Below are 25,216 nucleotides of genomic sequence, written 5' to 3'. Positions count from 1 at the left end.
TCAATGAATTGAAACTTTAAAAAAGACAGCCAAATGATGGTAATTCTGCTAAACGATGATTAGCCATCACCTCTCGTTAAATGCTCCAAGGCCGATATGAGCACAAAGGCATGGCTTATGTCATCAAGGAAATGACCGGTGGACCTGGATATCTCGTGCTTGGCTCACCGAAAGGTCACTTGAAACAGCTGGGCAGAGAATATCCATCACTGAAAGCTGCTGATGCTGCTGCTCGACGCGCTATCGACCAGATGCTTGCAGAAGCAAAGTAAAAAGCCCCCCATGCCGGAGGGCTGTCTACGCAGGTGGGCAAGAATATGGTAGAAATACTCAGTGATCAACCGTGGCTACCACGCAGACTTTCAACACTCAAGCAAGAGCGGACTTAAACCCAGCCTTGGATGATCTGCGGAAATCGATTCCGGTAAATGCTGGACAGACTCAAAGAGCCCGATCCTGCAATTGCAAGAACGAGGAATATGAAAAAGTACAGCGCTGATGTCTCAAATTCATAATTGTGCGCTTCAACAATTGCGAATGGAGCACCTTGAAGACCGGTGTCAAGAAAGTGAAAGACCATCGCAAACAACATGGTGGACAACAACCCAATCACGGCAGGACGAGTCGCAATGCCCAAGACCAGAAACACCGATCCGATGATTTGTGTATAGGCAGCCAGATAGGTCCAGAGGATGTGATCAAAAGGCAGGAATGGGAAATACTGATCAACGATGAAAGAGGTGAATCCAGCTGGATCCTGCAATTTCTCAAGCCCGTGGTGAATCATGAGCACTCCTGCTGAAACACGCATAATGAGCAAACACAAGTCAGAGGAAAATGATGTCGATGTTTTTTCACTCATGACTTTTGATTCGGCAAAAACTTGACAATTCTACACCTTTTCAAGGCCTGGCCACCTGGTGCGGTGACAGATGAGAACTGCCGGTGAGTTGCGCTGGTGAAACCATCCCTAGTTCTCACCAGCTCAACCTGCCTGATTTGAATGAAAAGAGAGAATCTCAATCGTTCAAATCAAACCAATTGCAAATCAGCAATCGGCAAAATAACTGTCGATCAAACAAATCCGCGTTTCAGCAAGTATGAGACATCCCGAGGTGACAGGCGTTGCCGACAGCTCGTAGCAAAACATCAAAACGAAAACAAGACTCTCTACGAAAGCAGAGAAACAACAATTAGACTTGCAACTAGTATCAACCAGCACACTACCTAAAGACTGAGTAAACGTAAGTTAAAACTATGGAAAAATACAAGTTGCAACGGCTTTCCGAGGAATATTTTCTATTGACCCATCCCGATGGCAGATGGGAAATCATTCACGAAGAACGAATCATCACAAAGATTGAGCCTTAACATTCAACAAGTCGAGGCAAGCCCAAGCCAAAGTGTAAGAAATGCTACCTACATTCGTGTGGACAGGTCATGACATCAATCGATTGGAAGATTGGTTGTCAGAACGCATACAACACCTGATTGATGCGAAGCAGCCTCTGGCCGCATCAGCGTTGTTTGATGAATTTCAATTGGATCGGCACAGCAATGCTTCTGGTCATTAAAACTTTTGATACACTCATTGAGAGTTACTTGTTTGGTGACAGTGGAAAGACTCTACGGAGATGACAAAAAAAAAGCTCTCTCCAATTTTTATGACCATTTCTGCGAAGAAATAGATCAACTCTTTTTCAAGAAGTTTCAGGAATTATCAGACCTGAACATTGGCGAAGGCGAAACCACAAGAATTGTTGGACGACTGCTCAATGCCAAAACCAATGTCGTTGATCAAATTCGAGGATGACGCAACAAGCTTGTCTTGACGACATTGAGGTTCAAAGCGTTATTGTTAATAGTGATTCATCAATAAGACTTGGAACATCAAAAGCACAATCGCAAGTCGTCGTTATGGGCCTGGTTGAGTAAACCACTGGACACTCTCAAAAGACGCGTTGCAGTGGTACCGTCAGTCAATGACACCGTGAGCGCGATGAAGGAGATTGGTGTTGACCTGACAAAAGACGAAAAATAGGGATTTGAGACTGTATCAATTGCTTAAATGTTTAGATGCCATCCAAACCGCGTAATCGAATCGGCGAGAACTACGGTCGATTAACAGTGATTCGAGCATCCGAGCGCAGAACAAAAAGCGGTAATGCCTATTGGTGGTGCCTTTGCAGTTGTGGCCAGAAAAGAGAAGTGGCTGGAGACAAGCTCTCGACAAACACAATGCGCAAAAAGCCTGTCGTGACAGCTTGCCTTGTTTGTTCAAGAGAACTTCAGATCGAAGGAGTTTGCGCCAAAAATGATCGAGAAGAACGTCAGAGAAGAGAACAGGCCAAACGTCAACGCGCCAACTTGATGGGAAAAGTACCAGAAACCTGGCTGAAACTTCCTCTGACCGATGCCCATGCTCGCGAACTGGGACAGGTTTTGTTTTTTCGTGGAACATGTTGTCTGCGAGGACACCTGGCCCCGTATCGCATCAATGGAGGGTGTCTAGCCTGTGCAGGCCAGACACCCTCCGCACAATGAACATTGATTCAGCCAGAGTCAAACCCAAAACAGAGGCATTCATACAACAAAGAAAATCTGTTTCTTGTCAGAAAACCAAAACCTAATCGAATAAAAAACTGACTCTTCCAATATTTCTGGCTATTAAATGATGAAACCTTAGAAAAATAATGACCAGGTTTGTACTAAGAAGCGGCGAAGTATTTGAATCGGAGAGGGATCCTTCTGATTTCGATACTTTTTGTTATGAGAAAGATGGGCAGGAACAAACTTGCCACCTCCTTTCATTCCAATCAGAAATTTCATTTCTGATGATGTTGGGTGATGACCTCAATCTCAGTTATGAGCCGCTTCAAAGCAAAACCTGAAGCGATTGACGCACCCTCAGAAACAATTGTGTGAAGACTCAATGAAATCCTTCATGCATGAACAGGAAAGACTCGCTAGACAGCAGACATGGCGGACAACAACAAACGGCGAGCACTGGAAGCTCTGATCGAGCGGGCAGCGCAGACTCTGAACCTCAGTGAAGAGGAATCAAAAGCTCTGATTGCACCGATTTCTGAGCAGTTCAGACAACGCGAAGACGATCAGTGAATCAACGAATACGCTTTTGCTCGAGCTCTCGCAGTGATTCGTATGCAGCCCAGAGGCCTTCCGTGACAGTGCAACACTGGGCTTGATCGCAAACCCGGTACTGACCACCACCAAGAGCATCGATGGTGGATCCCTTGGATGTCAGACAGATGCGGCTGGAATGAGCCATTGAGATGCAGCTTCGCGTCTTTTGGTCTACCTCTGCAAATTTGCGTCTATCAATCAACTGTAAATCATCTAAATTGTTCTCTTTGAAAAAAATCAAATTATAAAGACCATTTCAAGACAGGGCTCAAGTGTTGAGGAAAAAGGAGCCACTGCTTGTTTTCTAGAAAAATGTCTGACCAGCTATCCAGGCGTTAAACGGAGCGGTGGCAGCTTCAGATAAAGCCAGATAGCACGTGGTAGCAGTGCCAATAAAAGCAATGGCAACCCCTGTGGCGATCAGGGAGTCATAGAGTTTTTGTTCTGCCTTCGTCTCAGAACTTGGAAAGACACGACGCCTGGCCATACCAACTCCTGGTTACGTGCATTCTGACCTCAGAAGGAAAGAAAGAGCAACGCAAAGGTGCAAAGGTTCGCAACTCACCATCATGTAACCTTCGCTTCACGATGTAAAGATTGGTTTACAGACAGCAGCGGCAAGGAGTTCCGGCAAAGCCTTGAATCAACCTACAAAAGAGTTAATAATAATCTCACAATTGATTGTCTTGACAATCAATTGGCCTGCTTCTCAATGATGAGGCACTTTGTGACTCAGCGGTGACCGATCAAAGACTGGCCATTCTTCTGCAGGAAGCGGAAGAGCATCTGCTCAGGCAAAGCTGCCGCAGTCGTTACGAGCGATCAGTTGTGCGACTGCCTGACAGCAGGCGAAACATCTGGCTGAAAGACGACAAACGTGCTGCCTGACCAGGCCTTGATCAGGCTCAGGTCAGCAACATGACTGAAGCTGCGACAGCAAGACTCAGAGCGACAGCTGCACAGCTGGTCTTCCGCATCATCCACCCCATTGCCACAGGACATCGGATCGGTATAACTCAGCCGGTGCAAACAAAAAACCGCACCAGATCTGGTGCGGTTTCTCTCGAGCCAAGTGATCCCCATCACCCGGCCGTTTGCACCACATCTTGTGGTACTTGAAGAAGATGGTAATGCTTGCACCTCACATATGGAGTTTCTAAAGCTGTACTTCAGCTTTCAATGAACTTTTAACAGTTTTGAAACACTACCGAGAAAAACCCTGCATCTAGCGCTCCCACGACCTAACTTTGGTAACCCCATCACCCGGCCTGCCCCAAAGGCAGGCTTTTTTATTGGCAAGCACCATCTGTGGTGTGGTCGCGGAAGCCTGATTGAGCGGGATCGAAATTCAACATGGCGACAAGGTTCACAATCCGCAAAAAAAAAGGCCCAACGGGCCTTCAGTGGGTGTGAGGAGTTGGAATCCCTGTGAGGAGAACCAACTGACCGAGTTCTAGCAGCTTCTCTGTGCCATTCAAGAGACCGGCCCGCCAACAAGTGTCACTGTGACAGTGGAGTGACTAATATGATCTCGTGAGGAGAAAAGCTCACGTGGTGGAAACAAGGACACACTCACGTTGACCTTTCAGAACCCCTGCCTTTGGCGGGGGTTTCTTTTTGTTCTTTGATCAGAATCTGTTTCAGTTCAAATTTTCAGTGCTCGATGGATGGCTCAATGACAGACAAGGAAAGCCTGGTGGAGCAAGTCTTCGCAAAATATCGTTCTTACTGCAAGGAGATTGGCATCACGCCGGCAGAGATGATGCAGCAGGCTTACCTGAGTCACCTGAAGGGCCTCACAATGGATCAACTCAAAGCGAAACTGTGACGTAAACCGTTATGGAGATGAAAATCGAACCATGATTCGCGACTGAGTAATAATGCTCAAACCCCAGTCTGCAGCAGCATTTTAAACATCGATCAGTAATCAACAAGACGAATCAAACGAGGAGAACTCGCCAGAATCTATTGGCATAAAGTTTTGTGATGGATTCCGAAGTTCAAGAAGTCCTACAACGTGAAATCCTTGAGCGTTGCAACGAAGAGGAGAGAGAAGCAGTTGAGCGTTGGTTCAAAAGCTTTCAGGCCATCGGTCTGTCAAAATTGAATGGAATGTCTGTGGCACGCGGAACAAGCATGTCTTGCCCACTTTATTGACAACTGTTTGTTCAGAAACGAGCCAATAACTTTCACTAATCAATTTAGTTGATTACCATCAATAAAAAAATTTAATATCTGCAAAGTGCTGATCATAGGGGCAAATAATTCAATGAGAAAAATCATCAACTTAAAATACCCAGGTTTAATACGTTCGAACAATATATACTTATAATGCAAAAGAATCACACAAATAATTTATCAACAAACAAAACAAAAATAATAAATCCAACATTTAACAATGCAAGAACGCCACAAAAGGCGAGAGTCAGCATTTTAGAGACCTCATCAAGAATGCACTATGAATGAACCTTTCAAAAATGATTCGAAGTATCACTCTTCATCTTGTTCAGCCTGGCGCGCTCCGATCGCAAGAGCTGCAACAAAAGGGAGGATGGCAATCGCTGTTAATACTTCCATGAAATCACCATTCACAATCAGGAATTACAGGAAAGAGAACCACTGTCGATATCACCGAAGCGAACAACAAGTAACTCTTCTTTGGTAATGAAGCCTTTGTCATCAAGAAGTTCAGGATGAGTCGTACGAAGACCGGTTCTGTCACCGCTTATCAACCGCGAACTCAGAGCGATGGCCAGGCAACGGAAAGCAGACAGCACAAGAAACGTGCATGCGGCCATGTAGGCAAATGGAAGAACTGATGACGTCATGCTCAACCCTTTGACTTCTTGACTGAAGGGAGGTCGGTGGGCTGAGCAAGCACATAAACGACACCAGCCGTTACGACGGACGCAAAAGCAATCAAGCCGTAGATGGCGGCGGAATAGTCAGACATCAGACCCCTATGAACTTCTGTAAAGCAGCATAGCCGCTTTGTAAAGCTGTGTAACCAGGTGTATCTACTTATCTGGAATGCTGATGAACCCTTCTCCACTCAAAGACCGTCAACCTCCTGCAGCGGCACGAATGACTCCGACATCAGCCAGACCAAGAACACGGATGAACACAGCGCTGATGACGCTGTAGGCAACAGCACCTAGCACGGCGCTCGGCACCCCATGCTTGAGGCGAAACCCTTCGATCAACGACGCAGCGAGACCAAAAAGAATCACAGTGATCAGCCAGTCGAACAGCCAGCTGACAGGTGCAATCAATCCACCAAGACTGGTCACCGCCCAGGGAAGCGCCAGAACAAACTTCAAAGGAAAGATCAAAAGAGTGCCGAGCAGACCAATGGTCACGGCAGACAGGAGAGCTGCCTGAAATCCGGCCAGTTCAACACCAAGAGGCATTGCCGCAACGAGCAGCAGAACAACGGCGCGAACGGGCCATTGCAACAACCAGCCGATCAATCCCATGAGAACACTGATACACAGCTGAAGGCTAGGCCTGGACTGAGACTCAAGCAGGAACAGCGGATGGAGTTCCCTTCAATGATCCTCGAACGACAGTGTCCGGTGATCTGCTTGCTGTCAGATGGAAAGAGCAACAACGGTGAAACCCGTCAGCAATGAAACCGTGATTAACCACATGATCGGTCAGTCTTCGAGCTCCAGTTCGCTGGTCGCGCGTAAGGCAATCGTGAGCCCCACGACGGCGCCTAGAACGATGAAAGACATCATCTGAAGATGGGGAACTGCCTTGAGTGTTTGTACTTAGTCTAATTGGATGTTCTGTCGATGAGGTGTTTCAGGTAACACCGGGAGAGGATCCACCCAACAGACCTTGCCTTGAACAGTTTCACCAGGGGGGATTGGGCAAAACAGGACAGGAACAACCTTGGACTTCAAACTCAACCGCTGACTCAGGCAAAGTGGGTTGGATGCCTGCCGCAACTGTCCCGGTGAGGGGGGGGCAGAGCCGCCCCACCCAGAATTCCATGCAGGACCAAAATTCTTCCTTCCTCTGAAGGTGGTGCAATCCCCCAATGCCACCATTTCAGAACCATCTGAAGGTGGAGATGTCAGCAGGTGATCCGTGGAGTCTCTTCCAGTTGTACTGATCCTGGTCTCGATCATTGCGACCAAAGTCGGCGACGGAAAGATCGTTGCGTCAATCAGAATTCACAGCCACCGACTGATCTGCACCGTTACTGGCGTCGCTGTGATTCCAGGTGCAACGCTCCTTGATGTCGACATCGGCAAACCTCCAGGTGACAACGCACTGCGTTCTGATGTTGAGATCCACCTGACAAGGCCAGGGCGTTGATGGGTTTCAGAGAAGCATGAACCGCTCCTTCACTGCCATCACGACTTGAAATGGGAGTTCCAGGGAACAGGAACATCACGTCGAAAAACAATGAGCATTAAAACTTAAGCATTATTGACTCATCAAAGTTTTATGTGGCAGCGACATTAATCCAGGAAATCATGCCTATAAAACTCGATCAGCCGGAGCATTTTAATGAGCTTCACGCTTCCTGCCGTTCTGATTGGCATCAGTTTTTATCTCCTGATGCGCTACCTGCTGTCACCTTTGATCTAGCAATAAACAACTAAAAAATTCGCAAACATCCAAGAACAGTGGGATCAGTTTCACTGAAGAATTGGCTGAAAATCGGTTACAAAAAACTGGAGGCACAAAAAGCCCAGGAGACCGGAATGGACACACTTTTTTGCGACTGTTTGCAGACAGATGCAGGTCCAGACATCGCCCATGTAGTGATAATTACTCAGCGTGCACAGAACTTCTTCAACATGTTTGCGCATTTGTCTGCGTCCGCTGACTTTAGGGTGACAGACATTCGCCAGAATGAAGATGAAAGCTCTGTCGCCGGAACCACTGTCTTGCCTGAAGTGGAGCATCGACGGGGAGCTTTCGGCACATGACACGGCACTTCTGGTGAACAGGCTCGCATCGTCAGAGAGATCACGACGGGGCTTCAAAGACCATTTCGAAAGACGTTTGCGTGGAACCAGCATCAAGCAAGACGCCTGTCAAACATAAGAAAGAGAATGCGTGTCCGAAAACAATTCAGCATCAAGTGGTGACAGAGCAAATATCAATGTGAAAAAAATGAGTATTTGGTGAATACGAATATGACCAGATATGAATCGCAAATGGTCGTTGCTCACGGTTTAAGCTATCGCTGAAACGAAAGACAAAGACCCTTCATGCTGCGATTTTTAGGTGTAACCATGTTTGCTGCAGCTTTGATTGCTGCGCCTTATGCCGCCCAGGCGAATCTCAAGGACAACATCATTTTCAGCAGTTGCGCTGCGGCTATGCGGAAGGAATATAAGCAAGCTGACAAGCAACTTCTCCTGAGCCAACTCAACCAGACATGCAATTGCGTGGTTGAACAGATCAACAATCAAAAAAATATTGAACAAGCTAAAAATTCCTGCATCGACTCGAATATCCCAATAAGCAGCAACCAAGACAGGAGAACACTGTAATCACATCGAGGCAACAAAAAATCTTCACCGAAGAAACTCAAATCAAATCATTCTTATTATTATACTGAAAACGTAATTACTCTTTGCTGCCGTTCTTGCCAATCACCTGAATTGAGTACTCAACTCGATCATCGGAACAACAAAGATCGGCATAAAACCGTTCAAGGTCGTCATAAGCCTCCGCATAAGTTCTGTAAGACGTGCGAGTCAAGGAGTCTTCGCCTCCATCGTCGCGAATGACGCGAACAAGCTGGTTTGAATCGCCTCTCACTGCAGTGGATCTGAGTAGGAACACTGATTCAAGCGCACAGGAACCAATTCAGACTGAAATCTGAATGCCCTGGGGCGCTCTCGCGATGGACAAACGGATGGAAGGCGCACCCTCAGGACTGATTGAACAAAACATCACAAGGCATCTGTTGAATGAAAAGGTGTTGGCAGGTGATGAATGTCGTGCACGCAATGACCGTCAGACCTACTTCAGCCTGGCCAGGGAACTGGTGACCGCACAGTTCGTTCTCGCTGATCACGAACTGACACGCAGGCTCTGGCAGGAGGTCAGTGATCGAAATCTGGACATGGGGCGAATCATCAACCTTCTCTACCGCTGCAGCAGCCATGAAGATGAGAACGAAATGGTTGAGGTGGACAACGCCTTTCTGCAACTGACTGTGAGCTGAACATCCGGCTGCGTTGCCGGGTGCAGTAGCCATGCCGATACTGCAGAAACATCCTTCTCAGGGATTCGTCAGGAGCGACGCATGGCAACAAAGGTCTACAACGTGCGCTTTGAAACTGAAGGGGCAGACCTTTTTGTCGAAATGAATGCTGAAGCAGGCCTCAACCGCCAGCATCTGCTTGAAAAGGTGGTGGCGATTCTGGAAGACCGCCATGACATCGAAACTATCGACACCGAGCAAGGTGAAATGACCAGAGTCGACCACAGCGATGGCTCAGCCCTGCTGGCATGGCTCTCGATCTCAGGACAGACCTCAAGACAGGCTCTTGATGACGACGGTCTCGACGAAATCATGACCTGTCTGGTGTTCATGCTGTTCCCACCCGTGGTGGAAACCAGCGTTGCCAGTGAGAACAACCGAAACCTGGTTTTGGCTTGAAACACAAACTGCCAACTGGGTTTTAAGCATTCCACGCAGGAATTGCTGTCTTATTGCTCTTTCGCGATGAGCAACATTCAGAACGCACTGGACATCAGAGAAACGAAGGGAAGCAACTTTCCCAGTGACGCAGTGCGGGAAGAGCTGCTGCGCAGGCCAGCTGAGAAGTTGCTGGCTCTGGTCTGACAAGCGGATGGAACGATTCCGCTATTTGACGACGTAATTCATAGGGTTGGCAAAGGTTTCAGTGCCACAGGGGCTTGAGTCACGCCCGCCGGGAAGCATGGTGCCAGGGATCGTTCCGTCTGAGTAAAGCTGGCAAAGCTCTGCAGGAGGACGACTGTCAACCCACTGCTGAAACGAGGAATCCTGAGCCAGAAGCTGAGCGACCATCAGAACTTCATACATGGCGATTGGATGAACTACTCCATTGCTAGCCAGGGCGCAGGTCCTCGCTTAGCCGTGTTCTGTGCAACAGCCGGCTGCTTTACCTCCAGGTTTCTGAAAGTCCTTGCGTAGTTTTCTGCCTTGAGCGGCAGTGACCCCTTTCCAGTAGCTCTCAAGTGCTGTCAAACGATGGCGTTCAGTCGTCCTCGTCAATACACTGCTCAAGTTCGGCGACTAGCACGTCCAGATCCACCTCATAAAACCGCAGGCCGGGCTGCTGCTTGATGACAGCCCACTGCCAGTCAGCAACGATCTGACCTGCTGTGAGGTACGCGGCATCACCATCGAGCTTGCGAATCAGGTCGATGGTGTCCTCGCCAAAGCCAAGGCACCAGCCCATGTCATCAAAGATGCCCAGATCGCAGAGATCATTCCTGATCTCCTTGATTTCAGAGTCATTGTGATCGGCCTCATTCAGGCCAAGGTCTACAGCGATGATTCCGGCAGGAACAGCATCGGGACAGCCTTCTGAAGCCCAGTAATAGACATGTTCCAGAAAGTGCATCGGTTTCACTCCTGCAGCAGAGGCAGTTGATTCAGGGTGATTGTCCGTTGATCATTCTCTGCCATGGCCTTGCGTGCAACAGCAGCCCAGGCCGGTGCTGCCGCTTGGATGAATGCTGAATCAGCTCACCCGACAGCTGACTGACAATCTGTATGAAGCGGAAAAACCCCCACTCCTGATGAAACGGGGCTTTGCTTGATTGTTGATCACCACTCAGAAGCGCAGCTGCACTCCAAATCCTGCAGGCGCTCCATAGACGTTCCCATACCTCACTCCATAGGCAGGAATCACGCGTGGATAGCGATTGACCTCTCGGTGATACGCGCGTCGGGCACGCCGGTAGTCACGCGTGTCGCGGCGAATCTCACGGCGCAGCTGCCTCAGCTCATGCCGCCTTTGATGTTCGTAGCCCATGGCATCAGCAGCAGGAGCCAACGCATACGTTGTGGCTCCGACCAATCCAGCGCAAAGCACTGCTGTGGTGCAGACCCAGAGCAATTCCGGTGAGCCTCCAGTGAATGGCTCAGAGCATCTAACACAGGGGATGAGGAGTGATCGAACTCTTTCCCGATTGGTCGTGAAACGGACAACACGGACTGGATACTTCAACGTGAATGGGGGGGGAAATCCCCACACCAAACAACAGCTCCCAACCGGGGGCTTTTTTGTTGACCCATGCAGAGAGCACAACAATCGATTGGGAAGACGCAATGATCACCTTGCAGACTGATGGGTAGTTCGGGAAAGTATTTGTACTTACTCACCGAACATGACCAGCGAAAGTCTGCTAGTGCTGTTTGTCAGCTTTTCCTGCGCCTGCCTGGCCCTGAGCATCTACAAAATGAACAGAACCGCCGAAGGGTGAACGAGACTTAAGCCTTTTCCGCAGTACTCCAGGGAACCAACCAGCAGATGACCGGGCATCGCTTGATGCTGTGACTCGGAAACCATCGATCCGCAACAGCGCAGGCAGTGATCTGCAAGCTGAATCAGAAATGGAGACGAGCTGAACGCAGCGCTCTGCTCTTTGAAGCTCAGGCGCGGTACAGAGCCACACAAAGGCGCAGCGCGAGGACCGCAACATTGATCGCAATCACAAGGGCGATCAAGAGCTGCACATTGGTGAGGGTGCTGTCCATCTCTGCCGAATGAATCCTGTGCATTATTTCGCGATTGGCCAGCGAGCGTGAGCTGACAATCAGCCGGGAACAGGTTGCAGGGATCTCCTGAGACAGAAGGGTCAGGAGTACCGGAAATCACTCAACAGCAAGCGTCCCTGAAGACAGCTGAAGCGAGGTGGAGATGAGAAAAGCGCTGCCCGGGGCAGATCGCTGATACGAGCAAGCCGATCTGACAACGGCAGCTGGGTACGGGAAGTACCTTTACAAACCGCAACCTGTTGCTTAACATAAGTTTACTAGCGGAAACACCATGTTCGGTACCTCTGATCTCCTCGTTCTGATCGTCAGCTTTGGAGCGGCTTGCTTCACACTCAGCCTGTACAAGGCGGCACGTCCTGCCCAGTGAGCGACTTCAGCTGAAAGCGACTGACCATTGGCTCAGGGCAGCACAATGAGGCTGCTAAAGCAGTGTTCGATTTTTTAAAGCCGTCAACCCGACGCGGGCAGCAGAAAGAAGCCAACCAAGATGATCAATGACAAGCAAATAGGAAACTTTGTTGCATTAGAAAATATTTTGATTGGCTGAGCGCCAATTAAGCTCAATGGCGATCAACAAAAGCTAAAAAAGCGATATTGATTCAATAGCTTGCAGAAGCAACCCAAAGTGACGGCATGCCATGCGGGGCGCAATGGAGTCGCTGAAATTCTCACTTGCTCTTGAAGACAGAATATTTAAACAATTTCACGAGAAGCCAGTCTATCAAATCAGTTCAATCACTTCTTCAACACTGTTGTTGGTTGGCCATTTTCTCCAGCATAAAAAACAATCAAACGAACATCCTCAGAGCCAAGAGCTTTGCCGGAATGAAGGGTGTTAACAACTTCGGTCAAGGCTTCCCCTGCCTTATATCTTTTTGTGATGCCATTTTTCAAGCGAAGTTCAAGCGTGCCATCAAGAATCACTGCCGCATTGCTAACAGGATGATAATGCCAGGGGAGGGTGACACCGGCTGGAATTGTTATTCTTAAAACCTTGATTTGTGGCTGCCCATCTGGATAGTTGGGCAACTTGTTACCATCCCACTGCCTCGATGAGTTCGCCAATTCTTCAATTCTGACACCAAGTTTTCCGGCGCCATGACCATCATGGGCACTTGAAAACTGAACTCCAAATGGGATTGTCAGCAAAAGAGCAAGGGGAAGGATCAGTCGCTTCATGGAAAAAGGGTTGATCTGCACAGTGTGGCTGCACAGGCAGGATTCGAAAACAAGACAGCCCTCAGATGGATGGCAACTGGAAAATTACATAAGCAGCCTGCTATGACAGTTCATCAAGGCTGACACTGCACAACTGCGAAGGAACAGTCATCAACAAGGCAACGACGGACCGTGCAAAACCTGAATCAACAGATCAAGATCAGCCTGAAGACTGTAAAATAAAAATGATGACTTCCTGTTGGCATTCATCGTGATATTTGTAGTGAGGCAGAACCGACTGAAAGGCTATGTTGAGATAACAAAAATCTAATTTCATGCCTAAAACAGGTCAATCACTGGAATTGAAATTTGCTCTTTATACTCTGGCTGCGACTGCAACAGTTGTGGCATGGGCTTTCATTTGCAAGTTCATTAACACAACCTTCAGCATCAGCAATCCTGTTGGTCAAGTGATTATTGCTATTGCCGTTGGCTTTGTAGCATTCAAGATCATCATGGCTGTTCGGACAAAAACAAGGAAGGAAAAGCCTTAGCAAGAGACTGGCAACAATTGCCGTCAGTACGCCTGGTTAGACAAAGTCGTCTTTAAAAATACAGCTCTGGTGAACCAGACCAAAAAGCAGTCTCTGCAGTACGAGATGGACTCATATGCCATCACTGAGCCAAGACCAGACTATTGACTCAAGTTGTCATGATGCCGCTGATCAAGCTCAGTAGTCATCTCAGCATGCAAAAACAGGCCCGCTCTGCAGAAAGCCTGGTCATTGTTGCTAGGTTGTAAAAGACGGAACATGACGAAAGCAAGAGTGGTGATTACGATCCATGAGAAGCCTTCAACATATGCGAACTCTGTTTGTCCCTTCGATCCTCGCAGCCTCGATTCTTTTTGTTCCAACTGTTCTTGCAGATGACTGCAAAGATGGGTGGTGCAAAGGAGGTTGTGATGAGAAACGATGCATGCGCGTGAAACTCATCTCAAAAAACAATGAAATCGTTTCTGTTGACTTGAGCAACAATCGCGGCGTTGGCAAAGCCGAATATAATTGCAAAGATTATACGTATCGATTCATCAGAGATAATCAAACAAAGAGTGATTGGATGCCAACACAAAAGGGATCAGCTTCAAGAACGACCGCTGAAGTGGCCTGCAACTTGAAGTGATTAAAAGGTTTGCTGGGATCAAGCCTGATGCCGCAAACAACACAAACAAAATAACTAACTAAAACTCATCCGAATATCATTTAACTGGCTTCGGGGCGTTAGTTCGGGAACAATTCAGGGCAGGCAACTGGGCATCATGATCTGAAATTCAGTTTCCAGGTTTTACTGAATTGCTTCTAGCTGAGTTTGTTTTGACAACGACGCCATAAAACCGGCAACAATAATTGCAATCACCCCAGTCCACTGAAGCAGCGTAAAACTACCTTTGAAAATAATCACTTCCCCAACACAAACCATTGGCAAACTTAAAAGGCTAAGACTTTGAAAAACCAATGGAGGCAACATAAATTGAGCACGTGAAGCGATAAATGTGTCGTATATTTTAATTACGCCATACAATCCCAGCAAGAACCATAAAGATAATTTCAAATCAGCTGCATTACTGTCTTGTTCCACAAAAATTGTGAAACCAATTAATGCAAATACAAGTTTTCCAAGCTGTTTTGAAATCATTGCCTCACTGGCCAGAAGAATCTTTCTAGACTTGCTTGAGTAAATGGTGGCATTAGCAGACAAAAAGGTGGTCGCAAAACCAAAAATCAAACCAACCCAGGAATAGCTGCCGAGCTGCAACTGAAGCACCAATGCCACTCCGACAAAGACAAAAAGTATTGAAAAAATTTCAAGTTTTTGAGGCAACCTGTTTGCCATCAAGCAAGTTAATGGTAAAACCAAAACTGAAGCCACTGACAGAAACATCGAGGCGACAGAGATGGGAAGCTGATCAGCACTGATGAGAAATGAAAGATTGTAAGCACCACTGAGGATGCCAACTAAAGCAAACGAAAGCCAAGACGTTTTTTTCCAATGGACATACTTTTTCCTATTGGCCCATAGCGCCGGGATAGACAATGGAAAGACCATCAGCGCCGTGAGCAACAACCAAGACGAAGAAAAATAATTCAGCAAGTAATCCGCAATAATCAGATAAACACAAGAAACAAACGCCGACCAAAGACCAATCTGTATATTGTTGCTACTGATACTTGAAAACAATTGGATGTCAGTCCTTGACCGAATGACCATACTGCATTTTAGACTAATACATTCAATTTGATTCCACTGAGAGCAAACACGTTTCTGCCGGGCGAATGGTACAAAACACTAACTGTTCATGCTGACAAAACACTGATCATCAGCCTGGTTTCAATGTATTCATGCGGATTCAAACAAAACAACTCAGGCAGACACGGAGACATCATTGATCAACTACACCCGCCACAGAATCAATACTGAAACTGGAGCCGCTGCTGCTTTTGGCACAATCGACATTGAATCCATAAACCACTCAGCACATCGAATTTAGCTATTGCCTGATTTATTCTTAGAGACTTCCACAATCACTGTTAAAAGCCATTAATTCATTTCAATGAGATGTCGTTTTTTATCATTCTGCTCTCTGCACATCTTCAAGCAGTTCTTGTACCTGCCTGGTTCGCTTATCGCATAAAACAAAAACAAACTAATCTGAGCCCCATCTTACCGAGTGGTGGCATCTCATTACTGCAGATTGGTTTCACCTGTTTCAGCATTGCAGCTCTGGCAGAAATGCTGGATCACACGGAAACAGGATGGATCTACATCAATCGCTTAAGCCTCTGGAATGGTCTGTTCTATGCAGGGCTTGCAGGAGGCCTTGCCTTTCTGACGGCTGCAGTGACTGATAACAAAAGACTCCACACATTGTTGGTCGTCATTGTTGTGGCTGGAATTGCAGGATATTTATGTTTCGGGAAAGAAATCACCATTGTGCTTCAGTCAATCATTACACTTTTGTTTCTGACTCAATGGTGGAAACATTTTCATGACCCACTTCTCTGGATCTACCCAGTCTGCGGAGTGGTGCTGACAACCATTTTTGGAGGGTTGCTCAGCTCCACTGGAGATCAGATCTGGCATGTGTTCATCGGTCCTGCAGGATCGATCAGTTTGATAACCCTGTGGATTATTATGCTCCGTGCAAGGAAACCTAAAGAGCCTTTATTAAACAAAACCACTGATCGTTAATACAGTAAAAAGTGAACTGAGATCAATCAGATTCAGCTAACTTGAATCAAATAATGAATAAACAACACAGGTCTAGGCTGACTGGAAAGAATCACAACTCAGAATTAATGCAGCAGCACTATGCTCAACACAACCGTATATATGAATTGTTAAATAGGTTTCGATAACACCAAAGCCCAATCAATAAAATTGCAAAATAAATATAAACAATGCGTGCAAATACCATTGGAGTGGCAATTCCATAAATACTGAAATAGAATTATCTAGTTGAGAGCAGGATCAATGTATCAAAACTACTTCATAGGCGAATTGCTGGGTACGCTTTTTTTAGTCTTGTTTGGTTGTGGTGTATGTGGTGGAGCTTCATTAAAAGACTCAAAATCCTATAACGCTGGATGGATAGCCATTTCAGCAGGTTGGGGATTTGCAGTGATGATTGGAATCATTATTTCCATGGCATCAGGTTCAAAAGGTGGTGATATTAATCCAGTCATTACATTAATGAAATACGGTCTTGGCAAATATAAATCTGGTTGGATGGTGACAGCAATCATCATTGCTCAAATAATCGGGTCTTTTCTGGGTGCAATCGTTGTATGGCTTATTTATTTACCCCATTGGAAAAAAACCGAAGACAGAGCAGCCAAATTATCGGTTTTTGCAACAGCACCAGCCATTGCAAACGGATTCGCAAATTTTCTGGCGGAAGCTTTGGCAACAACTGCCCTTGTTGTGATCGCTGGCGCACTCGCTGAATATGGAAATACCTATAACTTTTCAGACGGCTCACTACCTTATATCTTTGGTTTTGTTGTCTGGGGGATTGGATTATCGCTGGGAGGGCCGACTGGTTACGCCATTAATCCTGCCAGAGACCTGGGTCCACGCCTAGCGCATACGGTCTTACCGATTGCCGGCAAAGGCACTTCTCAATGGAATTATTCATGGGTGCCGATTATTGGCCCATTGACCGGGGTGTTCATTGGATTATGCATCATCAAACTATTCCTGCTGAGCTAAAAGACAAGGTGTTGTAAATAGGGATACTTATAGAGCTTTTTATAAAACATCGAAACAATTTCTATACCAAAACAATGCTCAAATCCCTCAATGACGTGCTGATGACAGCTTCTCCATTGCAGTGAAACTTGTTGATTGCCACAGACCACCTGCAGAATACGTGACGAGACATCGCTGCAGCGATTGAGGGTTACACATCCAGAAAGATTCAATTTCAAATGCTCTATCTAAATCAACCGTTGATGGTAATTTCGCAGCACCTCCATCAGGAAACAGAATAAGTGATTTCAACAGATGAAGATCAATCTCCATCTCAATCTCACCGATTGTTGAGTGGGGCCAGCTTTGATCAGTAACCACTGTCTGAGAGCCTCTCCAACGTCCAAGCATTCGGATGGTATTGAGCACTTCATTGTTCAGGGTCAACTCATTCCCTTTAACTTCTCTGATCAGGGTCCTTCGATAAAATCCCTGATCCTGATCAAACCAAAACACATGACGGTGTCTTTTATCATTCTTGATAAATGAAACCTCGATTTGAGCGGTTTCCTCTTTTTTGATTTCAACAGTGGAAGCGCAGAAAGCACCACCTGGAAAATAAATCAGATCTTTATCAAAAGAATCCCACTGACGCCGGATATCTCTATCAGGCTCATCAGTGGTGGTGTTTTCAACATTCCAGAGCCTCAGGCGGAAATCAAGAGAATCTTTGTTTTCAGCTTGACTGAGTTCCAGCTTTGACCAGGATTATGAAATCACAGCCATCCTGGAGTCAGAGCGGCTGAAGAACCCATTCCACTCACCTAAATTTTCACAGAGATAATCAAATTGTTTTGCCAGTTGAAGCTCGACACTCATCACACTTCAAGGCAGTGAAGACTCAAGGATAGTCTTCAGATTTCGGCGACACAAGTGTGCAAAACAAGCAATTGAGTCTGATCAGTCCAGAAAATTGATGTCAGTGTCAAATGCCGGATAAGTCATCGTTAGAGCACGATGAGGATCAGAAACTCAGCCTGCAAGCAAATTCCATTCCAGACACCAGCCGATCCTTTGTTTCCAAACCAGATCGTCGCATCACTGTTCACCGCACTGAATACCTCTTAAGAGTTGTCAGTGAGGCACAAACCACGTCATGACACGACCGAATCAAGCAGCCTGAAATCGCAGCAATGCATTGAACAGATTTGCAGAGCATCGGCGTTCTATCAGGGTGTTCTGGTCAGTTCCCGGTGGTGTATTGCGACGGGGCGTGGGCAGTCCTCACGGCCTGCTGCAAAGGGTTCCATGCGCGGGGGCTTCATGGCATTTTGGCTACGCATAAGTGCACGTTAAACCGTACCTCGCTGGTCGGTCCTCCCCCTGTTGAGACCCGTTCATCAGGCATAGAAAGGAACTGTCCCAATCCGGTAGTCACCATGACGACAGATCTCATCAAGTGCCAGTGCAACACCGCTTGTCAGTGCAGAGTCGAGCCTGCAAAAGCTGTGATGCGCAACGGCAAAGCCTTCTGCTGTGAACCCTGTGCCGATGGTCTCGGCTGTGGTTGCCGGTAAGTGTTGTTGCCGCTGGAAACCTGACCCTCACACCACAAAGCCCTGCTCTTCTGAGTGGGGCTTTTCCTTGAGGCAGGCCAATGTTGGTCAATAGACCCTGTGTTCGTACAAAATCTTGCAACTTTCATCCGTTTTAAACTTCCATTTTTCATTTTTCTGCATTGCAGTGAACTCATAAACACCCTCAAAAAGCTTGTCTTTGATAGTGTCCTGCTGAGTCACTTCAAATCCTCTTTTACTCAAGACATCAGAGCACTCTGAAATTGTTTTAGTCTGAGCTGAAACTGTCAGATTGGAAGAACATATAGTTGCAGCTGCAAACAACAAGACAGCTTTCAGACAACGAGCCATTCTTTTTAAAACTTACACATTTGCCTCATAGCAAACCTTTTTGAATTCAGCCATTCAGGAGGCACGTGTGTCTTAAGGTACATGCTGATCGACAGATTGATCAAAAACAGCACCTATTGAACTGCTGTTGTTGAAAACAGGGCAACCTGAATCACACAGACTCAAAAACATGGGCCCCGCTTGTGCAAAGCGAGGTAAGAAAAAACCATTTTGAGAAGGCCCCATATTTTCAAGTAGCAATTTTTACTCACAATCTCATTCTCTCGGATCACATTCCATCAACTTCGATGGAAAAATTTGATGCGATGACCAGACTGATTGAAGATTATTTATCAGGGCAATGGAGACAGAAAAAGAGTCGGTCGCTCAAGGTTCCCCAAAAAAGCGAGGTTCAAAAGACAAACTTGTTGCTGTCGGAATTGCTCCCATGGGAGTCATCTCCATTGGCATTGCGCCGATGGGGGTGCTCTGCATCGGGATCATCCCCATGGGAATCATTGGACTGGGAGTTGTATCAATGGGCGCCATAACTGCTTCGGTAATCGGAATGGGGCTTTTTTCTGTTGGTTACAACACCATGGGGGTTGTTACAGCAGGGCCTCTCAGCATGAGTCGCATCAACATCTGGGGACCCAAAATGAAAATGCCGCATATGCATCATGGACACGAAATCATGCATGAAGCAGCTCATAAAAATTCCTATGTCATTTACGACGACGAGGACATGGCGCGAGTGTCGGCCAAGATGATGGGCTGTACAACAATCCACAGAGTTGGCAACTACTGGGCTCCCTGCAAAGCCCCCGGCAAAACCAACTGAAAAGAGTTGACTCCTCAACGCATCTCTTTCTCAGGCAGTTCTGTCACTCAAAACTCCGCAGCCCAGCAAGGGCAGCTCGCCATCGCATGGAAACCAGGCATTTCGGCTACGCATAAGTGCACGTTAAACCGTACCTCGCTGGTCGGTCCTCCTCCTGTTGAGACCCGTTCATCAGACATAGAAAGGAACTGTCCCAATCCGGTAGTCACCATGACGACAGATCTCATCAAGTGCCAGTGCAGCACCGCTTGTCAGTGCAGAGTCGAGCCTGCAAAAGCTGTGATGCGCAACGGCAAAGCCTTCTGCTGTGAACCCTGCGCCGATGGTCTCGGCTGTGGTTGCCGGTAATTGTTGTTGCCGCTGGAAACCTGACCCTCACACCACAAAGCCCTGCTCTTCTGAGTGGGGCTTTCGCTTCAAACAGTCCTCTGCTGACCAGTGGACCCTGTATTGAATCAGGGCTGAAAGAAGCCTCGAGCGCAGAAACATGCAAGGGCACCATCAACTGTTGATCATCAATCGAGGTAGCGTTCAAACATCTGGAGCCCGATGGATATGGCCAAGGACAAGCCCTCGTTCTTCTCTTTCGAAGGAGAGATGGGCCGACTGGATTACTGGGGAAGCCTCATCTTCAGATCGTTGATCGCAGGCCTGATTTTCTTTGTGATCATTGCCTTGATTTTTCGAAGTTATTTCAGCAGCTCTTACGACGATTTATCAGAAGCAATCACACAGTGGGCAACGGATCACGCGGTCAGAGTGTGGCTGCTTGGTGAACTTCTCAACGTTTTTCTGTTCCTGCCGATCATCTGGAGACGCTGGAGGGATCTGGGACCACGTCTGAAGAAACACTGGCTCTACATCGCAGTGCTCAGCAGCCTCATGCCCGGTTACGAGGTGTTCCCCTTCGTTGGCGTTCAATCACTGATCATCACCCTTGGGATCCTGTCGATTTATCCAAACTTCAAACTGCTGTTCTGGCCTGGCAGAAAACACGCAACCCTGCGACAGGCCTGAGACGCGATCGGAGCGACTGGCTAGCACTGAAGACAAAGGGAGTTGTCATGCAGGAAGTTCTGTTGATCGCACAACTGCTGGCATGGAGTGATTTCGACTTCCAGGACTGGGTGGACAGCAGACCACCGGCTGAGCTCTGCCAGGGGTTCAGGGATGGGCTGATTCCGGAGGCCATGCTTCCCGGCGGGCGCGCACAGACGCCATGCAGCAGCTTCAACGGAGACGATCCGATGAATTACGTCATCAGGTGACCACCGCTTGAGGTGCTGCAGTGCATTTGTAAGGCGATAGGGTTCAAGTGATGCAGCGACACTTGCTGGCTGGTCGCCATGATCTCCGGGCGACCGTTCAGAGGTGGGCGATCGCACGTGACAAGCCCGGCGGCGTATTGCGGAATGCAGCGTCGGGTGAGTCCACGTTGACGCAGATCCAACTGGTTTTGCGAAACACCCGAATGACTTAACGAATCGCCTCAATGACCCGGCCGAGGTGATGACGCTCACCGCCTGCTGAGTCGATCACTGATCAAGCACGCCGGTCGACAACAGCACCCAGATCAGCAGTGCAAACAACAGATAAGCCACCAGCAGAGGGTTGGGGCCGATGGTCGCCATCAGCAGACAGGCGATGACGCCGCTGACGAACAGACCAATCAGCGGATTCCACCTTTGCTCTTTCGTCGGCTTCAAGGCTTGTGGGTGATCACCGTTCCGGCCACTTGAAATCTCAGACTCAGCTGAGAGTGCCAGTGGCCTGCACAAGCGACTGTGACCAAATGCACAGGAGTGAGAACAGCTGCATTCAGTAGTAGCGACCTGGATATTCGCCGGGGTGATCCACCCGTGTGACACGCACGCCTGCCGTGCTCCGGCCGGACAACATCAGCAGATCGCTGCCTGAAACGGCATAACCCAGATCCTGGGCAAGCTGGGCCACCTCGTCCGCCGTGACCGCCGCCTGAACCTTCACCTGCAGGATCGGATCACGGCCCAGATGCTCGAGGAACTGCTGCACCGGTTGTGCGGTCATCGCTGCTGATGCGCTGGTGCAATTGAACACGATCCCGGGCGCATGCGTGAAAACAGGCCATGCTTTACGGAGATCGCGATGCTCGAGGCGTGTCCCATGCTGAGTTCTCTGCTCAACGTTCTCTGGGTGGTGCTCGGCGGTCTGATGATGGCCCTGGGCTGGTGGCTGGCCGGACTGATCTGCGCGATCACAGTCGTGGGTCTGCCCTGGGCTCGTTCCTGCTTCGTGATCGGGCGATTTTCGCTGTGGCCCTTCGGAAGAGAAGCCGTGAACCGCAGGGATCTGAAGGGTCGTGATGACCTGGGAACAGGATCCCTGGGCTTGATCGGCAACGTGCTCTGGTTCCTGGTGGCCGGATGGTGGCTGGCGATCGGCCATCTGGGCTCCGCCCTGGCCTGCTTCGTGACCATCATCGGCATCCCCTTCGGCATCCAGCACATCAAGCTGGCCCTGATCGCACTGGCTCCTGTGGGGATGACCGTTGTGCCGGTGCAAAGGGTCTGACCGTTCCTGTCAGCCTGTTTCAGAGGGGCAGATAGAGAACATCACGGCTGCAGCGTTGGAGTGCGTCACGAACCGCCTCAAGCTCCTGTTGCCCCCCCTTGAAGCTGCGGCCCGAAGGCACCACAAGCTCTCCATTCAGATCAAGATGAATGTTGCCGCTGAACCATGACGCGCCTGAAGGCAGGAACGCCCTGCAGCTCAACGCCCCGTCAGCCCCCTGCTTCCGCTCGATACGCCAGCCGCTGACCCGGTCGAGCTGGGTGTAGCGGTTGAGACCGGCGCGGCATGGGGACATGAACAACAGCAGCAGTGCCGCGCTTGCGAACCACGGAAACCACGGAGCTGATGGAGCAGTGCTGCAGCTCAAGAACGTTCCTCTTCGGTGAGGTATTCCTCAACGATCGGTGAGCAATCACCCCGTTCCAGGGCTGCGATTTCACGCTCGATGTTGTCGATGAACAGCTGATTGCCATTGCGCCTGGCCACCTCCAGAACGGTTCGCAGGCGCTCCAGCTGCATCAGGTTCTCCTCATCCATTGACGGCAGATCACAATCAGGGCAGCCAATCATGGATACCGCACCATCAGCAACCCCGCAGAGAAAAGACGGGACGACGGTCGGGGTCGCTGCAACGGCGACAGGTCAAGATCCGTTAAAAAGGATTGACACGAACAGCAAACATGGCTCTCGGATACGGAGTAATCGGCAGTGGCTACGTCGGCACCGCTGTGGCCATGCGCATGAAAAGGTCCGGTCAACCCGTCACCGCCACGACGCGCTCAGTGGAAAACGTGCGCGAACTGCAGCAGCTGATGGATGACGTACGCCAGCTGGACATCACCGACCCAGATCCGGATCTTTCCTTTCTCGCCGATCTGCAGGGCCTGCTGATCAGCGTGGCGCCAACCAGGCAGAACGATGGTTACAGCGATGTTTTCGTGCGCGGCATGCGCAATCTGGCCGGTGCACTGCGACGCAGGACGAGCACACAACCACTGCACATCACCTACATCAGCAGCGTCAGCGTGTACGGAGACCAGCAAGGAGACGAAGTGTGGGAGCACTCAGCGCTGGACTGCGACTCTCCGGTCAACAGCATGCTCGCTGCAGCTGAGGAGCTGATGCTCGACATTGATCGCCCCGACACCTCAATCTGTGTGCTCAGACTCGGCGGAATCTATGGGCCAGGACGCGACATGGTGGGCATGATCCGTGAAGCCGCAGGCCAGCAGGTGCCCAAGGATGGCAACGCCATCAATGCCTGGAGCAGTCTTGTCGACATCGCCAGGGGCGTGCAGTTCGCCTTCGACAACAAACTCTCAGGCATCTACAACCTGGTTGACGACATGCAGCTCAGCCGGCGGGAGCTGTCGACCCTGATCTGCGATCAGGAAGGTCTCCCTCCCGTGCTCTGGAGCTACACCAGCTCAGCGACGGGGCGCAGCATGAATGCCCGCGTCTCCAACCGGAAGATCAAGGATGCCGGCTTCAGGCTAATGTCACCGTCGATGCTGGAGCCAGTCACTGCCTGAGCATGCGCCGGCGCACCAGCGCATCCCAGAGACGGGTCGGGATCAAGGGCTGCAACAGCAGCGCTTCAGACTGACTGCCGCATCGGTAGCGCGGCCTGGGACGGGACGTCTCCAGCGCCGAGACGATGGTGAGGGCGACCAGATCAGGAGAGGAAGCATGACGAAAGCCCTCGGCCCAGCTTGCTGCAACCCGATGCATCATCCGCCCCCAGACCGGATCAGCCGCATGCCTCTGCAGGGAGACCGCACTCACGTTTTCAAAACCAGTGCGGATCAGGCCTGGCTCCACCAACACCACCTGCACGCCGAAACCGTGCAGCTCGAGACGCAGAGCATCACTGATGCCCTCGAGCGCATGCTTACTGGCTCCGTACCAGCCGGCCCCGGGCGTGACAAAACGGCCGGCAATCGATGAGAGATTCACGATGCGGCCGCGTCGACGTTCACGCATGGGCGGCAGCAGCATCTGCGTGAGGCCGATCAGCCCGAACAGATTCACTTCGAACATCGCCCTGGCCCGCTCGATGGGCATGGTCTCCACCGGTCCCGTTTCCCCGTAACCGGCGTTATTCACCAGAGCATCCAAGGCACCGATTGCGCCGCTGACGGTGTCAGACAGCTGCCGGCAGGATGCCTGGTCAGCGAGATCAAGAGACAGAACCTCAGCTCCGCGACGACGCAGGGGCTCCATCGCTTCCAGCCGGCGGGCCGCAGCGAACACATGCCAGCCGTGGTCAAGCAACCGGTGAGCTGTCGCCAGGCCGATGCCACTGGAGGCCCCGGTGATCAGCACACTGCGCCTGGAACGGGATTGCGAGGCCGTCATCTCACTTGTGGCAGGCCGCCCGGAAGCGGTCGGACCGGCTGGTGCTGCCATGTTTGGTGCGCCGGCCACTGACCCGCTTCCTCCAGGCACGAAAAGAACCTGATCTGAGCTCGGAGCGCATCAGAGCGATCACCTCAGCCTCCGACAGCCCGAACTGGAATTCGATCGCCTCGAATGTGGTGCGATCCTCCCAGGCCATCTCGATCACGCGGTCAATCTCCTGGGAGGTGAGGCGGTCCGGCAGGTCGCAGTTCATTGGCTGGC

The 25,216-nt window shown here is 49.5% G+C and carries 41 protein-coding genes and 1 pseudogene; 22 read left to right on the top strand and 20 right to left on the bottom strand.

Features of this window, described 5'->3' with window-relative positions; translation table 11 throughout:
- Positions 1-110: 110 nt before the first annotated feature.
- Positions 111-272, top strand: a complete 162-nt coding sequence (locus tag SIB83_RS13925; protein WP_413746189.1) for a hypothetical protein — start codon at positions 111-113, stop codon at positions 270-272.
- A gap of 113 nt (positions 273-385) precedes the next feature.
- Here SIB83_RS13925 and SIB83_RS13920 read toward each other — a convergent pair whose 3' ends face one another.
- Complete coding sequence (locus SIB83_RS13920) at positions 386-862, bottom strand: DoxX family protein (protein ID WP_413746188.1); 477 nt, start codon at positions 860-862, stop codon at positions 386-388.
- A gap of 747 nt (positions 863-1,609) precedes the next feature.
- On the opposite strand from SIB83_RS13920, the gene SIB83_RS13915 reads away from it, so the two are divergent.
- From SIB83_RS13915 to SIB83_RS13905, 3 genes are all read left to right on the top strand, one after another.
- On the top strand, positions 1,610-1,813 hold the full coding sequence (locus SIB83_RS13915) for a hypothetical protein (RefSeq protein ID WP_413402023.1): 204 nt from the start codon (positions 1,610-1,612) through the stop codon (positions 1,811-1,813).
- Positions 1,814-2,076: 263 nt separating this feature from the next.
- Positions 2,077-2,544: an early protein (E6) gene (locus SIB83_RS13910; RefSeq protein WP_413746187.1), complete on the top strand. Its 468-nt coding sequence runs from the start codon at positions 2,077-2,079 to the stop codon at positions 2,542-2,544.
- A 435-nt stretch (positions 2,545-2,979) separates the two neighbouring features.
- The gene (locus SIB83_RS13905) at positions 2,980-3,120 is read left to right on the top strand and encodes a hypothetical protein (protein WP_413402020.1); all 141 of its coding nucleotides are present in this window, start codon (positions 2,980-2,982) and stop codon (positions 3,118-3,120) included.
- 1 nt (position 3,121) lies between these two features.
- On the opposite strand, the gene SIB83_RS13900 is transcribed toward SIB83_RS13905, so the two are convergent.
- Positions 3,122-3,289, bottom strand: a complete 168-nt coding sequence (locus tag SIB83_RS13900) for a hypothetical protein (RefSeq protein WP_413402018.1) — start codon at positions 3,287-3,289, stop codon at positions 3,122-3,124.
- Positions 3,290-3,882: 593 nt separating this feature from the next.
- Between SIB83_RS13900 and SIB83_RS13895 the strand changes: the two genes are divergently transcribed.
- A complete protein-coding gene (locus SIB83_RS13895) occupies positions 3,883-4,032 on the top strand; it encodes a hypothetical protein (RefSeq protein ID WP_413402017.1) in 150 nt (49 codons plus the stop codon).
- A 787-nt stretch (positions 4,033-4,819) separates the two neighbouring features.
- Positions 4,820-4,972, top strand: a complete 153-nt coding sequence (locus SIB83_RS13890; RefSeq protein ID WP_413402016.1) for a hypothetical protein — start codon at positions 4,820-4,822, stop codon at positions 4,970-4,972.
- 766 nt (positions 4,973-5,738) lie between these two features.
- Here the strand turns inward: SIB83_RS13890 and SIB83_RS13885 are convergent.
- From SIB83_RS13885 to SIB83_RS13875, 3 genes are all read right to left on the bottom strand, one after another.
- Entirely contained in the window at positions 5,739-5,972 is a 234-nt protein-coding gene (locus tag SIB83_RS13885) for a DUF2973 domain-containing protein (protein WP_413746186.1), read from the bottom strand.
- A 2-nt stretch (positions 5,973-5,974) separates the two neighbouring features.
- Positions 5,975-6,097: a hypothetical protein gene (locus tag SIB83_RS13880; RefSeq protein ID WP_413402013.1), complete on the bottom strand. Its 123-nt coding sequence runs from the start codon at positions 6,095-6,097 to the stop codon at positions 5,975-5,977.
- Between the two features lie 109 nt (positions 6,098-6,206).
- On the bottom strand, positions 6,207-6,620 hold the full coding sequence (locus tag SIB83_RS13875) for a phage holin family protein (RefSeq protein WP_413746185.1): 414 nt from the start codon (positions 6,618-6,620) through the stop codon (positions 6,207-6,209).
- Between the two features lie 619 nt (positions 6,621-7,239).
- Here SIB83_RS13875 and SIB83_RS13870 point away from each other — a divergent pair.
- The 5 genes from SIB83_RS13870 to SIB83_RS13850 all read left to right on the top strand — a co-directional run bounded on the left by SIB83_RS13870 (position 7,240) and on the right by SIB83_RS13850 (position 9,778).
- Positions 7,240-7,470, top strand: coding sequence for a hypothetical protein (locus SIB83_RS13870; protein ID WP_413746184.1), 231 nt, complete (start codon positions 7,240-7,242; stop codon positions 7,468-7,470).
- A gap of 314 nt (positions 7,471-7,784) precedes the next feature.
- Positions 7,785-8,090, top strand: a complete 306-nt coding sequence (locus SIB83_RS13865; RefSeq protein WP_413746183.1) for a hypothetical protein — start codon at positions 7,785-7,787, stop codon at positions 8,088-8,090.
- Between the two features lie 309 nt (positions 8,091-8,399).
- On the top strand, positions 8,400-8,660 hold the full coding sequence (locus SIB83_RS13860) for a hypothetical protein (protein ID WP_413746182.1): 261 nt from the start codon (positions 8,400-8,402) through the stop codon (positions 8,658-8,660).
- 356 nt (positions 8,661-9,016) lie between these two features.
- Positions 9,017-9,340 carry a hypothetical protein gene (locus tag SIB83_RS13855; protein WP_413746181.1) on the top strand — a complete coding sequence of 108 codons (324 nt, stop codon included), beginning with the start codon at positions 9,017-9,019 and terminating at the stop codon, positions 9,338-9,340.
- A gap of 81 nt (positions 9,341-9,421) precedes the next feature.
- Positions 9,422-9,778 (top strand): hypothetical protein, encoded by a 357-nt coding sequence (locus tag SIB83_RS13850; protein WP_413746180.1) that lies wholly within the window; start codon positions 9,422-9,424, stop codon positions 9,776-9,778.
- A 207-nt stretch (positions 9,779-9,985) separates the two neighbouring features.
- Here the strand turns inward: SIB83_RS13850 and SIB83_RS13845 are convergent, their stop codons facing one another.
- The 5 genes from SIB83_RS13845 to SIB83_RS13825 form a co-directional block, all read right to left on the bottom strand.
- Positions 9,986-10,186 (bottom strand): hypothetical protein, encoded by a 201-nt coding sequence (locus SIB83_RS13845; RefSeq protein ID WP_413746179.1) that lies wholly within the window; start codon positions 10,184-10,186, stop codon positions 9,986-9,988.
- A 175-nt stretch (positions 10,187-10,361) separates the two neighbouring features.
- Positions 10,362-10,730 carry a hypothetical protein gene (locus tag SIB83_RS13840; protein WP_413746178.1) on the bottom strand — a complete coding sequence of 123 codons (369 nt, stop codon included), beginning with the start codon at positions 10,728-10,730 and terminating at the stop codon, positions 10,362-10,364.
- Positions 10,731-10,943: 213 nt separating this feature from the next.
- Entirely contained in the window at positions 10,944-11,165 is a 222-nt protein-coding gene (locus SIB83_RS13835) for a hypothetical protein (protein WP_413746177.1), read from the bottom strand.
- A 599-nt stretch (positions 11,166-11,764) separates the two neighbouring features.
- On the bottom strand, positions 11,765-11,869 hold the full coding sequence (psaM, locus tag SIB83_RS13830; RefSeq protein WP_413746176.1) for a photosystem I reaction center subunit XII: 105 nt from the start codon (positions 11,867-11,869) through the stop codon (positions 11,765-11,767).
- A 756-nt stretch (positions 11,870-12,625) separates the two neighbouring features.
- The gene (locus SIB83_RS13825; protein WP_413746175.1) at positions 12,626-13,069 is read right to left on the bottom strand and encodes a cupin domain-containing protein; all 444 of its coding nucleotides are present in this window, start codon (positions 13,067-13,069) and stop codon (positions 12,626-12,628) included.
- Between the two features lie 314 nt (positions 13,070-13,383).
- Between SIB83_RS13825 and SIB83_RS13820 the strand changes: the two genes are divergently transcribed.
- Positions 13,384-13,602 carry a hypothetical protein gene (locus tag SIB83_RS13820; RefSeq protein WP_413746174.1) on the top strand — a complete coding sequence of 73 codons (219 nt, stop codon included), beginning with the start codon at positions 13,384-13,386 and terminating at the stop codon, positions 13,600-13,602.
- Between the two features lie 289 nt (positions 13,603-13,891).
- Complete coding sequence (locus tag SIB83_RS13815) at positions 13,892-14,230, top strand: hypothetical protein (RefSeq protein WP_413746173.1); 339 nt, start codon at positions 13,892-13,894, stop codon at positions 14,228-14,230.
- A gap of 162 nt (positions 14,231-14,392) precedes the next feature.
- Here the strand turns inward: SIB83_RS13815 and SIB83_RS13810 are convergent, their stop codons facing one another.
- A complete protein-coding gene (locus tag SIB83_RS13810; RefSeq protein ID WP_413746172.1) occupies positions 14,393-15,286 on the bottom strand; it encodes an EamA family transporter in 894 nt (297 codons plus the stop codon).
- A 378-nt stretch (positions 15,287-15,664) separates the two neighbouring features.
- On the opposite strand from SIB83_RS13810, the gene SIB83_RS13805 reads away from it, so the two are divergent.
- Positions 15,665-16,297 carry a hypothetical protein gene (locus SIB83_RS13805; RefSeq protein WP_413746171.1) on the top strand — a complete coding sequence of 211 codons (633 nt, stop codon included), beginning with the start codon at positions 15,665-15,667 and terminating at the stop codon, positions 16,295-16,297.
- A 282-nt stretch (positions 16,298-16,579) separates the two neighbouring features.
- A complete protein-coding gene (locus SIB83_RS13800; RefSeq protein WP_413746170.1) occupies positions 16,580-17,317 on the top strand; it encodes an MIP/aquaporin family protein in 738 nt (245 codons plus the stop codon).
- Positions 17,318-17,404: 87 nt separating this feature from the next.
- On the opposite strand, the gene SIB83_RS13795 is transcribed toward SIB83_RS13800, so the two are convergent.
- Together SIB83_RS13795 and SIB83_RS13790 are read right to left on the bottom strand one after the other, a co-directional pair.
- Positions 17,405-17,743 carry a hypothetical protein gene (locus tag SIB83_RS13795; RefSeq protein ID WP_413746169.1) on the bottom strand — a complete coding sequence of 113 codons (339 nt, stop codon included), beginning with the start codon at positions 17,741-17,743 and terminating at the stop codon, positions 17,405-17,407.
- Between the two features lie 66 nt (positions 17,744-17,809).
- Positions 17,810-18,007 (bottom strand): annotated as a pseudogene (locus SIB83_RS13790) (DUF3598 family protein); the annotation flags it as partial.
- A 728-nt stretch (positions 18,008-18,735) separates the two neighbouring features.
- Between SIB83_RS13790 and SIB83_RS13785 the strand changes: the two are divergent.
- Positions 18,736-18,873: a metallothionein gene (locus SIB83_RS13785; RefSeq protein WP_413401978.1), complete on the top strand. Its 138-nt coding sequence runs from the start codon at positions 18,736-18,738 to the stop codon at positions 18,871-18,873.
- A gap of 87 nt (positions 18,874-18,960) precedes the next feature.
- Here the strand turns inward: SIB83_RS13785 and SIB83_RS13780 are convergent, their stop codons facing one another.
- Complete coding sequence (locus SIB83_RS13780) at positions 18,961-19,224, bottom strand: hypothetical protein (RefSeq protein WP_413746168.1); 264 nt, start codon at positions 19,222-19,224, stop codon at positions 18,961-18,963.
- Positions 19,225-19,564: 340 nt separating this feature from the next.
- On the opposite strand from SIB83_RS13780, the gene SIB83_RS13775 reads away from it, so the two are divergent.
- From SIB83_RS13775 to SIB83_RS13760, 4 genes are all read left to right on the top strand, one after another.
- On the top strand, positions 19,565-20,044 hold the full coding sequence (locus tag SIB83_RS13775; RefSeq protein WP_413746167.1) for a hypothetical protein: 480 nt from the start codon (positions 19,565-19,567) through the stop codon (positions 20,042-20,044).
- Positions 20,045-20,254: 210 nt separating this feature from the next.
- Positions 20,255-20,392 carry a metallothionein gene (locus SIB83_RS13770; protein WP_413746166.1) on the top strand — a complete coding sequence of 46 codons (138 nt, stop codon included), beginning with the start codon at positions 20,255-20,257 and terminating at the stop codon, positions 20,390-20,392.
- Between the two features lie 207 nt (positions 20,393-20,599).
- Positions 20,600-21,061 (top strand): DUF805 domain-containing protein, encoded by a 462-nt coding sequence (locus SIB83_RS13765; RefSeq protein WP_413746165.1) that lies wholly within the window; start codon positions 20,600-20,602, stop codon positions 21,059-21,061.
- A gap of 47 nt (positions 21,062-21,108) precedes the next feature.
- On the top strand, positions 21,109-21,312 hold the full coding sequence (locus SIB83_RS13760) for a hypothetical protein (RefSeq protein WP_413746164.1): 204 nt from the start codon (positions 21,109-21,111) through the stop codon (positions 21,310-21,312).
- Between the two features lie 267 nt (positions 21,313-21,579).
- Here SIB83_RS13760 and SIB83_RS13755 read toward each other — a convergent pair whose 3' ends face one another.
- Both SIB83_RS13755 and SIB83_RS13750 read right to left on the bottom strand, forming a co-directional pair.
- Complete coding sequence (locus tag SIB83_RS13755; protein WP_413401972.1) at positions 21,580-21,750, bottom strand: hypothetical protein; 171 nt, start codon at positions 21,748-21,750, stop codon at positions 21,580-21,582.
- Positions 21,751-21,862: 112 nt separating this feature from the next.
- Positions 21,863-22,090: a Nif11-like leader peptide family natural product precursor gene (locus tag SIB83_RS13750; protein WP_413401971.1), complete on the bottom strand. Its 228-nt coding sequence runs from the start codon at positions 22,088-22,090 to the stop codon at positions 21,863-21,865.
- Positions 22,091-22,186: 96 nt separating this feature from the next.
- On the opposite strand from SIB83_RS13750, the gene SIB83_RS13745 reads away from it, so the two are divergent.
- Positions 22,187-22,594, top strand: coding sequence for a YccF domain-containing protein (locus SIB83_RS13745; RefSeq protein WP_413401970.1), 408 nt, complete (start codon positions 22,187-22,189; stop codon positions 22,592-22,594).
- 19 nt (positions 22,595-22,613) lie between these two features.
- Here the strand turns inward: SIB83_RS13745 and SIB83_RS13740 are convergent, their stop codons facing one another.
- A complete protein-coding gene (locus tag SIB83_RS13740) occupies positions 22,614-22,961 on the bottom strand; it encodes a hypothetical protein (protein ID WP_413746163.1) in 348 nt (115 codons plus the stop codon).
- On the bottom strand, positions 22,958-23,164 hold the full coding sequence (locus SIB83_RS13735) for a hypothetical protein (RefSeq protein WP_413439757.1): 207 nt from the start codon (positions 23,162-23,164) through the stop codon (positions 22,958-22,960). Before SIB83_RS13735 ends, SIB83_RS13740 begins: the two co-directional genes overlap by 4 nt.
- Positions 23,165-23,274: 110 nt before the next feature.
- Here SIB83_RS13735 and SIB83_RS13730 point away from each other — a divergent pair, with 110 nt between their 5' ends.
- Complete coding sequence (locus SIB83_RS13730; RefSeq protein WP_413746162.1) at positions 23,275-24,126, top strand: NAD-dependent epimerase/dehydratase family protein; 852 nt, start codon at positions 23,275-23,277, stop codon at positions 24,124-24,126.
- On the opposite strand, the gene SIB83_RS13725 is transcribed toward SIB83_RS13730, so the two are convergent.
- Both SIB83_RS13725 and SIB83_RS13720 read right to left on the bottom strand, forming a co-directional pair.
- On the bottom strand, positions 24,116-24,952 hold the full coding sequence (locus SIB83_RS13725; protein ID WP_413746161.1) for an SDR family NAD(P)-dependent oxidoreductase: 837 nt from the start codon (positions 24,950-24,952) through the stop codon (positions 24,116-24,118). The two genes, SIB83_RS13730 and SIB83_RS13725, sit on opposite strands and share 11 nt — an antisense overlap.
- A 1-nt stretch (position 24,953) precedes the next feature.
- Positions 24,954-25,208 (bottom strand): TIGR03643 family protein, encoded by a 255-nt coding sequence (locus tag SIB83_RS13720; RefSeq protein ID WP_413401961.1) that lies wholly within the window; start codon positions 25,206-25,208, stop codon positions 24,954-24,956.
- Positions 25,209-25,216: the final 8 nt, after the last annotated feature.

Origin of the sequence: Synechococcus sp. MIT S9507, assembly GCF_047304715.1 — a bacterium.
Taxonomy (GTDB): domain Bacteria; phylum Cyanobacteriota; class Cyanobacteriia; order PCC-6307; family Cyanobiaceae; genus Synechococcus_C.
The sequence above is the reverse complement of the archived record's forward strand: the minus strand, read 5'-3'. Positions and strand labels throughout refer to the sequence as shown.

Excerpts from the sequence above, each read along its gene's own strand:
- SIB83_RS13925 (WP_413746189.1), top strand. The coding sequence starts at position 111 with ATGGCTTATGTCATCAAGGAAATGACCGGTGGACCTGGATATCTCGTG.
- SIB83_RS13920 (WP_413746188.1), bottom strand. The coding sequence starts at position 862 with ATGAGTGAAAAAACATCGACATCATTTTCCTCTGACTTGTGTTTGCTC.
- SIB83_RS13910 (WP_413746187.1), top strand. The coding sequence starts at position 2,077 with ATGCCATCCAAACCGCGTAATCGAATCGGCGAGAACTACGGTCGATTA.
- SIB83_RS13905 (WP_413402020.1), top strand. The coding sequence starts at position 2,980 with ATGGCGGACAACAACAAACGGCGAGCACTGGAAGCTCTGATCGAGCGG.
- SIB83_RS13900 (WP_413402018.1), bottom strand. The coding sequence starts at position 3,289 with ATGGCTCATTCCAGCCGCATCTGTCTGACATCCAAGGGATCCACCATC.
- SIB83_RS13890 (WP_413402016.1), top strand. The coding sequence starts at position 4,820 with ATGACAGACAAGGAAAGCCTGGTGGAGCAAGTCTTCGCAAAATATCGT.
- SIB83_RS13885 (WP_413746186.1), bottom strand. The coding sequence starts at position 5,972 with ATGACGTCATCAGTTCTTCCATTTGCCTACATGGCCGCATGCACGTTT.
- SIB83_RS13880 (WP_413402013.1), bottom strand. The coding sequence starts at position 6,097 with ATGTCTGACTATTCCGCCGCCATCTACGGCTTGATTGCTTTTGCGTCC.
- SIB83_RS13875 (WP_413746185.1), bottom strand. The coding sequence starts at position 6,620 with ATGGGATTGATCGGCTGGTTGTTGCAATGGCCCGTTCGCGCCGTTGTT.
- SIB83_RS13860 (WP_413746182.1), top strand. The coding sequence starts at position 8,400 with ATGTTTGCTGCAGCTTTGATTGCTGCGCCTTATGCCGCCCAGGCGAAT.
- SIB83_RS13855 (WP_413746181.1), top strand. The coding sequence starts at position 9,017 with ATGGACAAACGGATGGAAGGCGCACCCTCAGGACTGATTGAACAAAAC.
- SIB83_RS13850 (WP_413746180.1), top strand. The coding sequence starts at position 9,422 with ATGGCAACAAAGGTCTACAACGTGCGCTTTGAAACTGAAGGGGCAGAC.
- SIB83_RS13845 (WP_413746179.1), bottom strand. The coding sequence starts at position 10,186 with ATGTATGAAGTTCTGATGGTCGCTCAGCTTCTGGCTCAGGATTCCTCG.
- SIB83_RS13840 (WP_413746178.1), bottom strand. The coding sequence starts at position 10,730 with ATGCACTTTCTGGAACATGTCTATTACTGGGCTTCAGAAGGCTGTCCC.
- psaM (WP_413746176.1), bottom strand. The coding sequence starts at position 11,869 with ATGGACAGCACCCTCACCAATGTGCAGCTCTTGATCGCCCTTGTGATT.
- SIB83_RS13825 (WP_413746175.1), bottom strand. The coding sequence starts at position 13,069 with ATGAAGCGACTGATCCTTCCCCTTGCTCTTTTGCTGACAATCCCATTT.
- SIB83_RS13820 (WP_413746174.1), top strand. The coding sequence starts at position 13,384 with ATGCCTAAAACAGGTCAATCACTGGAATTGAAATTTGCTCTTTATACT.
- SIB83_RS13815 (WP_413746173.1), top strand. The coding sequence starts at position 13,892 with ATGAGAAGCCTTCAACATATGCGAACTCTGTTTGTCCCTTCGATCCTC.
- SIB83_RS13805 (WP_413746171.1), top strand. The coding sequence starts at position 15,665 with ATGTCGTTTTTTATCATTCTGCTCTCTGCACATCTTCAAGCAGTTCTT.
- SIB83_RS13800 (WP_413746170.1), top strand. The coding sequence starts at position 16,580 with ATGTATCAAAACTACTTCATAGGCGAATTGCTGGGTACGCTTTTTTTA.
- SIB83_RS13785 (WP_413401978.1), top strand. The coding sequence starts at position 18,736 with ATGACGACAGATCTCATCAAGTGCCAGTGCAACACCGCTTGTCAGTGC.
- SIB83_RS13780 (WP_413746168.1), bottom strand. The coding sequence starts at position 19,224 with ATGGCTCGTTGTCTGAAAGCTGTCTTGTTGTTTGCAGCTGCAACTATA.
- SIB83_RS13775 (WP_413746167.1), top strand. The coding sequence starts at position 19,565 with ATGGAGACAGAAAAAGAGTCGGTCGCTCAAGGTTCCCCAAAAAAGCGA.
- SIB83_RS13770 (WP_413746166.1), top strand. The coding sequence starts at position 20,255 with ATGACGACAGATCTCATCAAGTGCCAGTGCAGCACCGCTTGTCAGTGC.
- SIB83_RS13765 (WP_413746165.1), top strand. The coding sequence starts at position 20,600 with ATGGCCAAGGACAAGCCCTCGTTCTTCTCTTTCGAAGGAGAGATGGGC.
- SIB83_RS13760 (WP_413746164.1), top strand. The coding sequence starts at position 21,109 with ATGCAGGAAGTTCTGTTGATCGCACAACTGCTGGCATGGAGTGATTTC.
- SIB83_RS13750 (WP_413401971.1), bottom strand. The coding sequence starts at position 22,090 with ATGACCGCACAACCGGTGCAGCAGTTCCTCGAGCATCTGGGCCGTGAT.
- SIB83_RS13745 (WP_413401970.1), top strand. The coding sequence starts at position 22,187 with ATGCTGAGTTCTCTGCTCAACGTTCTCTGGGTGGTGCTCGGCGGTCTG.
- SIB83_RS13735 (WP_413439757.1), bottom strand. The coding sequence starts at position 23,164 with ATGATTGGCTGCCCTGATTGTGATCTGCCGTCAATGGATGAGGAGAAC.
- SIB83_RS13730 (WP_413746162.1), top strand. The coding sequence starts at position 23,275 with ATGGCTCTCGGATACGGAGTAATCGGCAGTGGCTACGTCGGCACCGCT.
- SIB83_RS13725 (WP_413746161.1), bottom strand. The coding sequence starts at position 24,952 with ATGACGGCCTCGCAATCCCGTTCCAGGCGCAGTGTGCTGATCACCGGG.
- SIB83_RS13720 (WP_413401961.1), bottom strand. The coding sequence starts at position 25,208 with ATGAACTGCGACCTGCCGGACCGCCTCACCTCCCAGGAGATTGACCGC.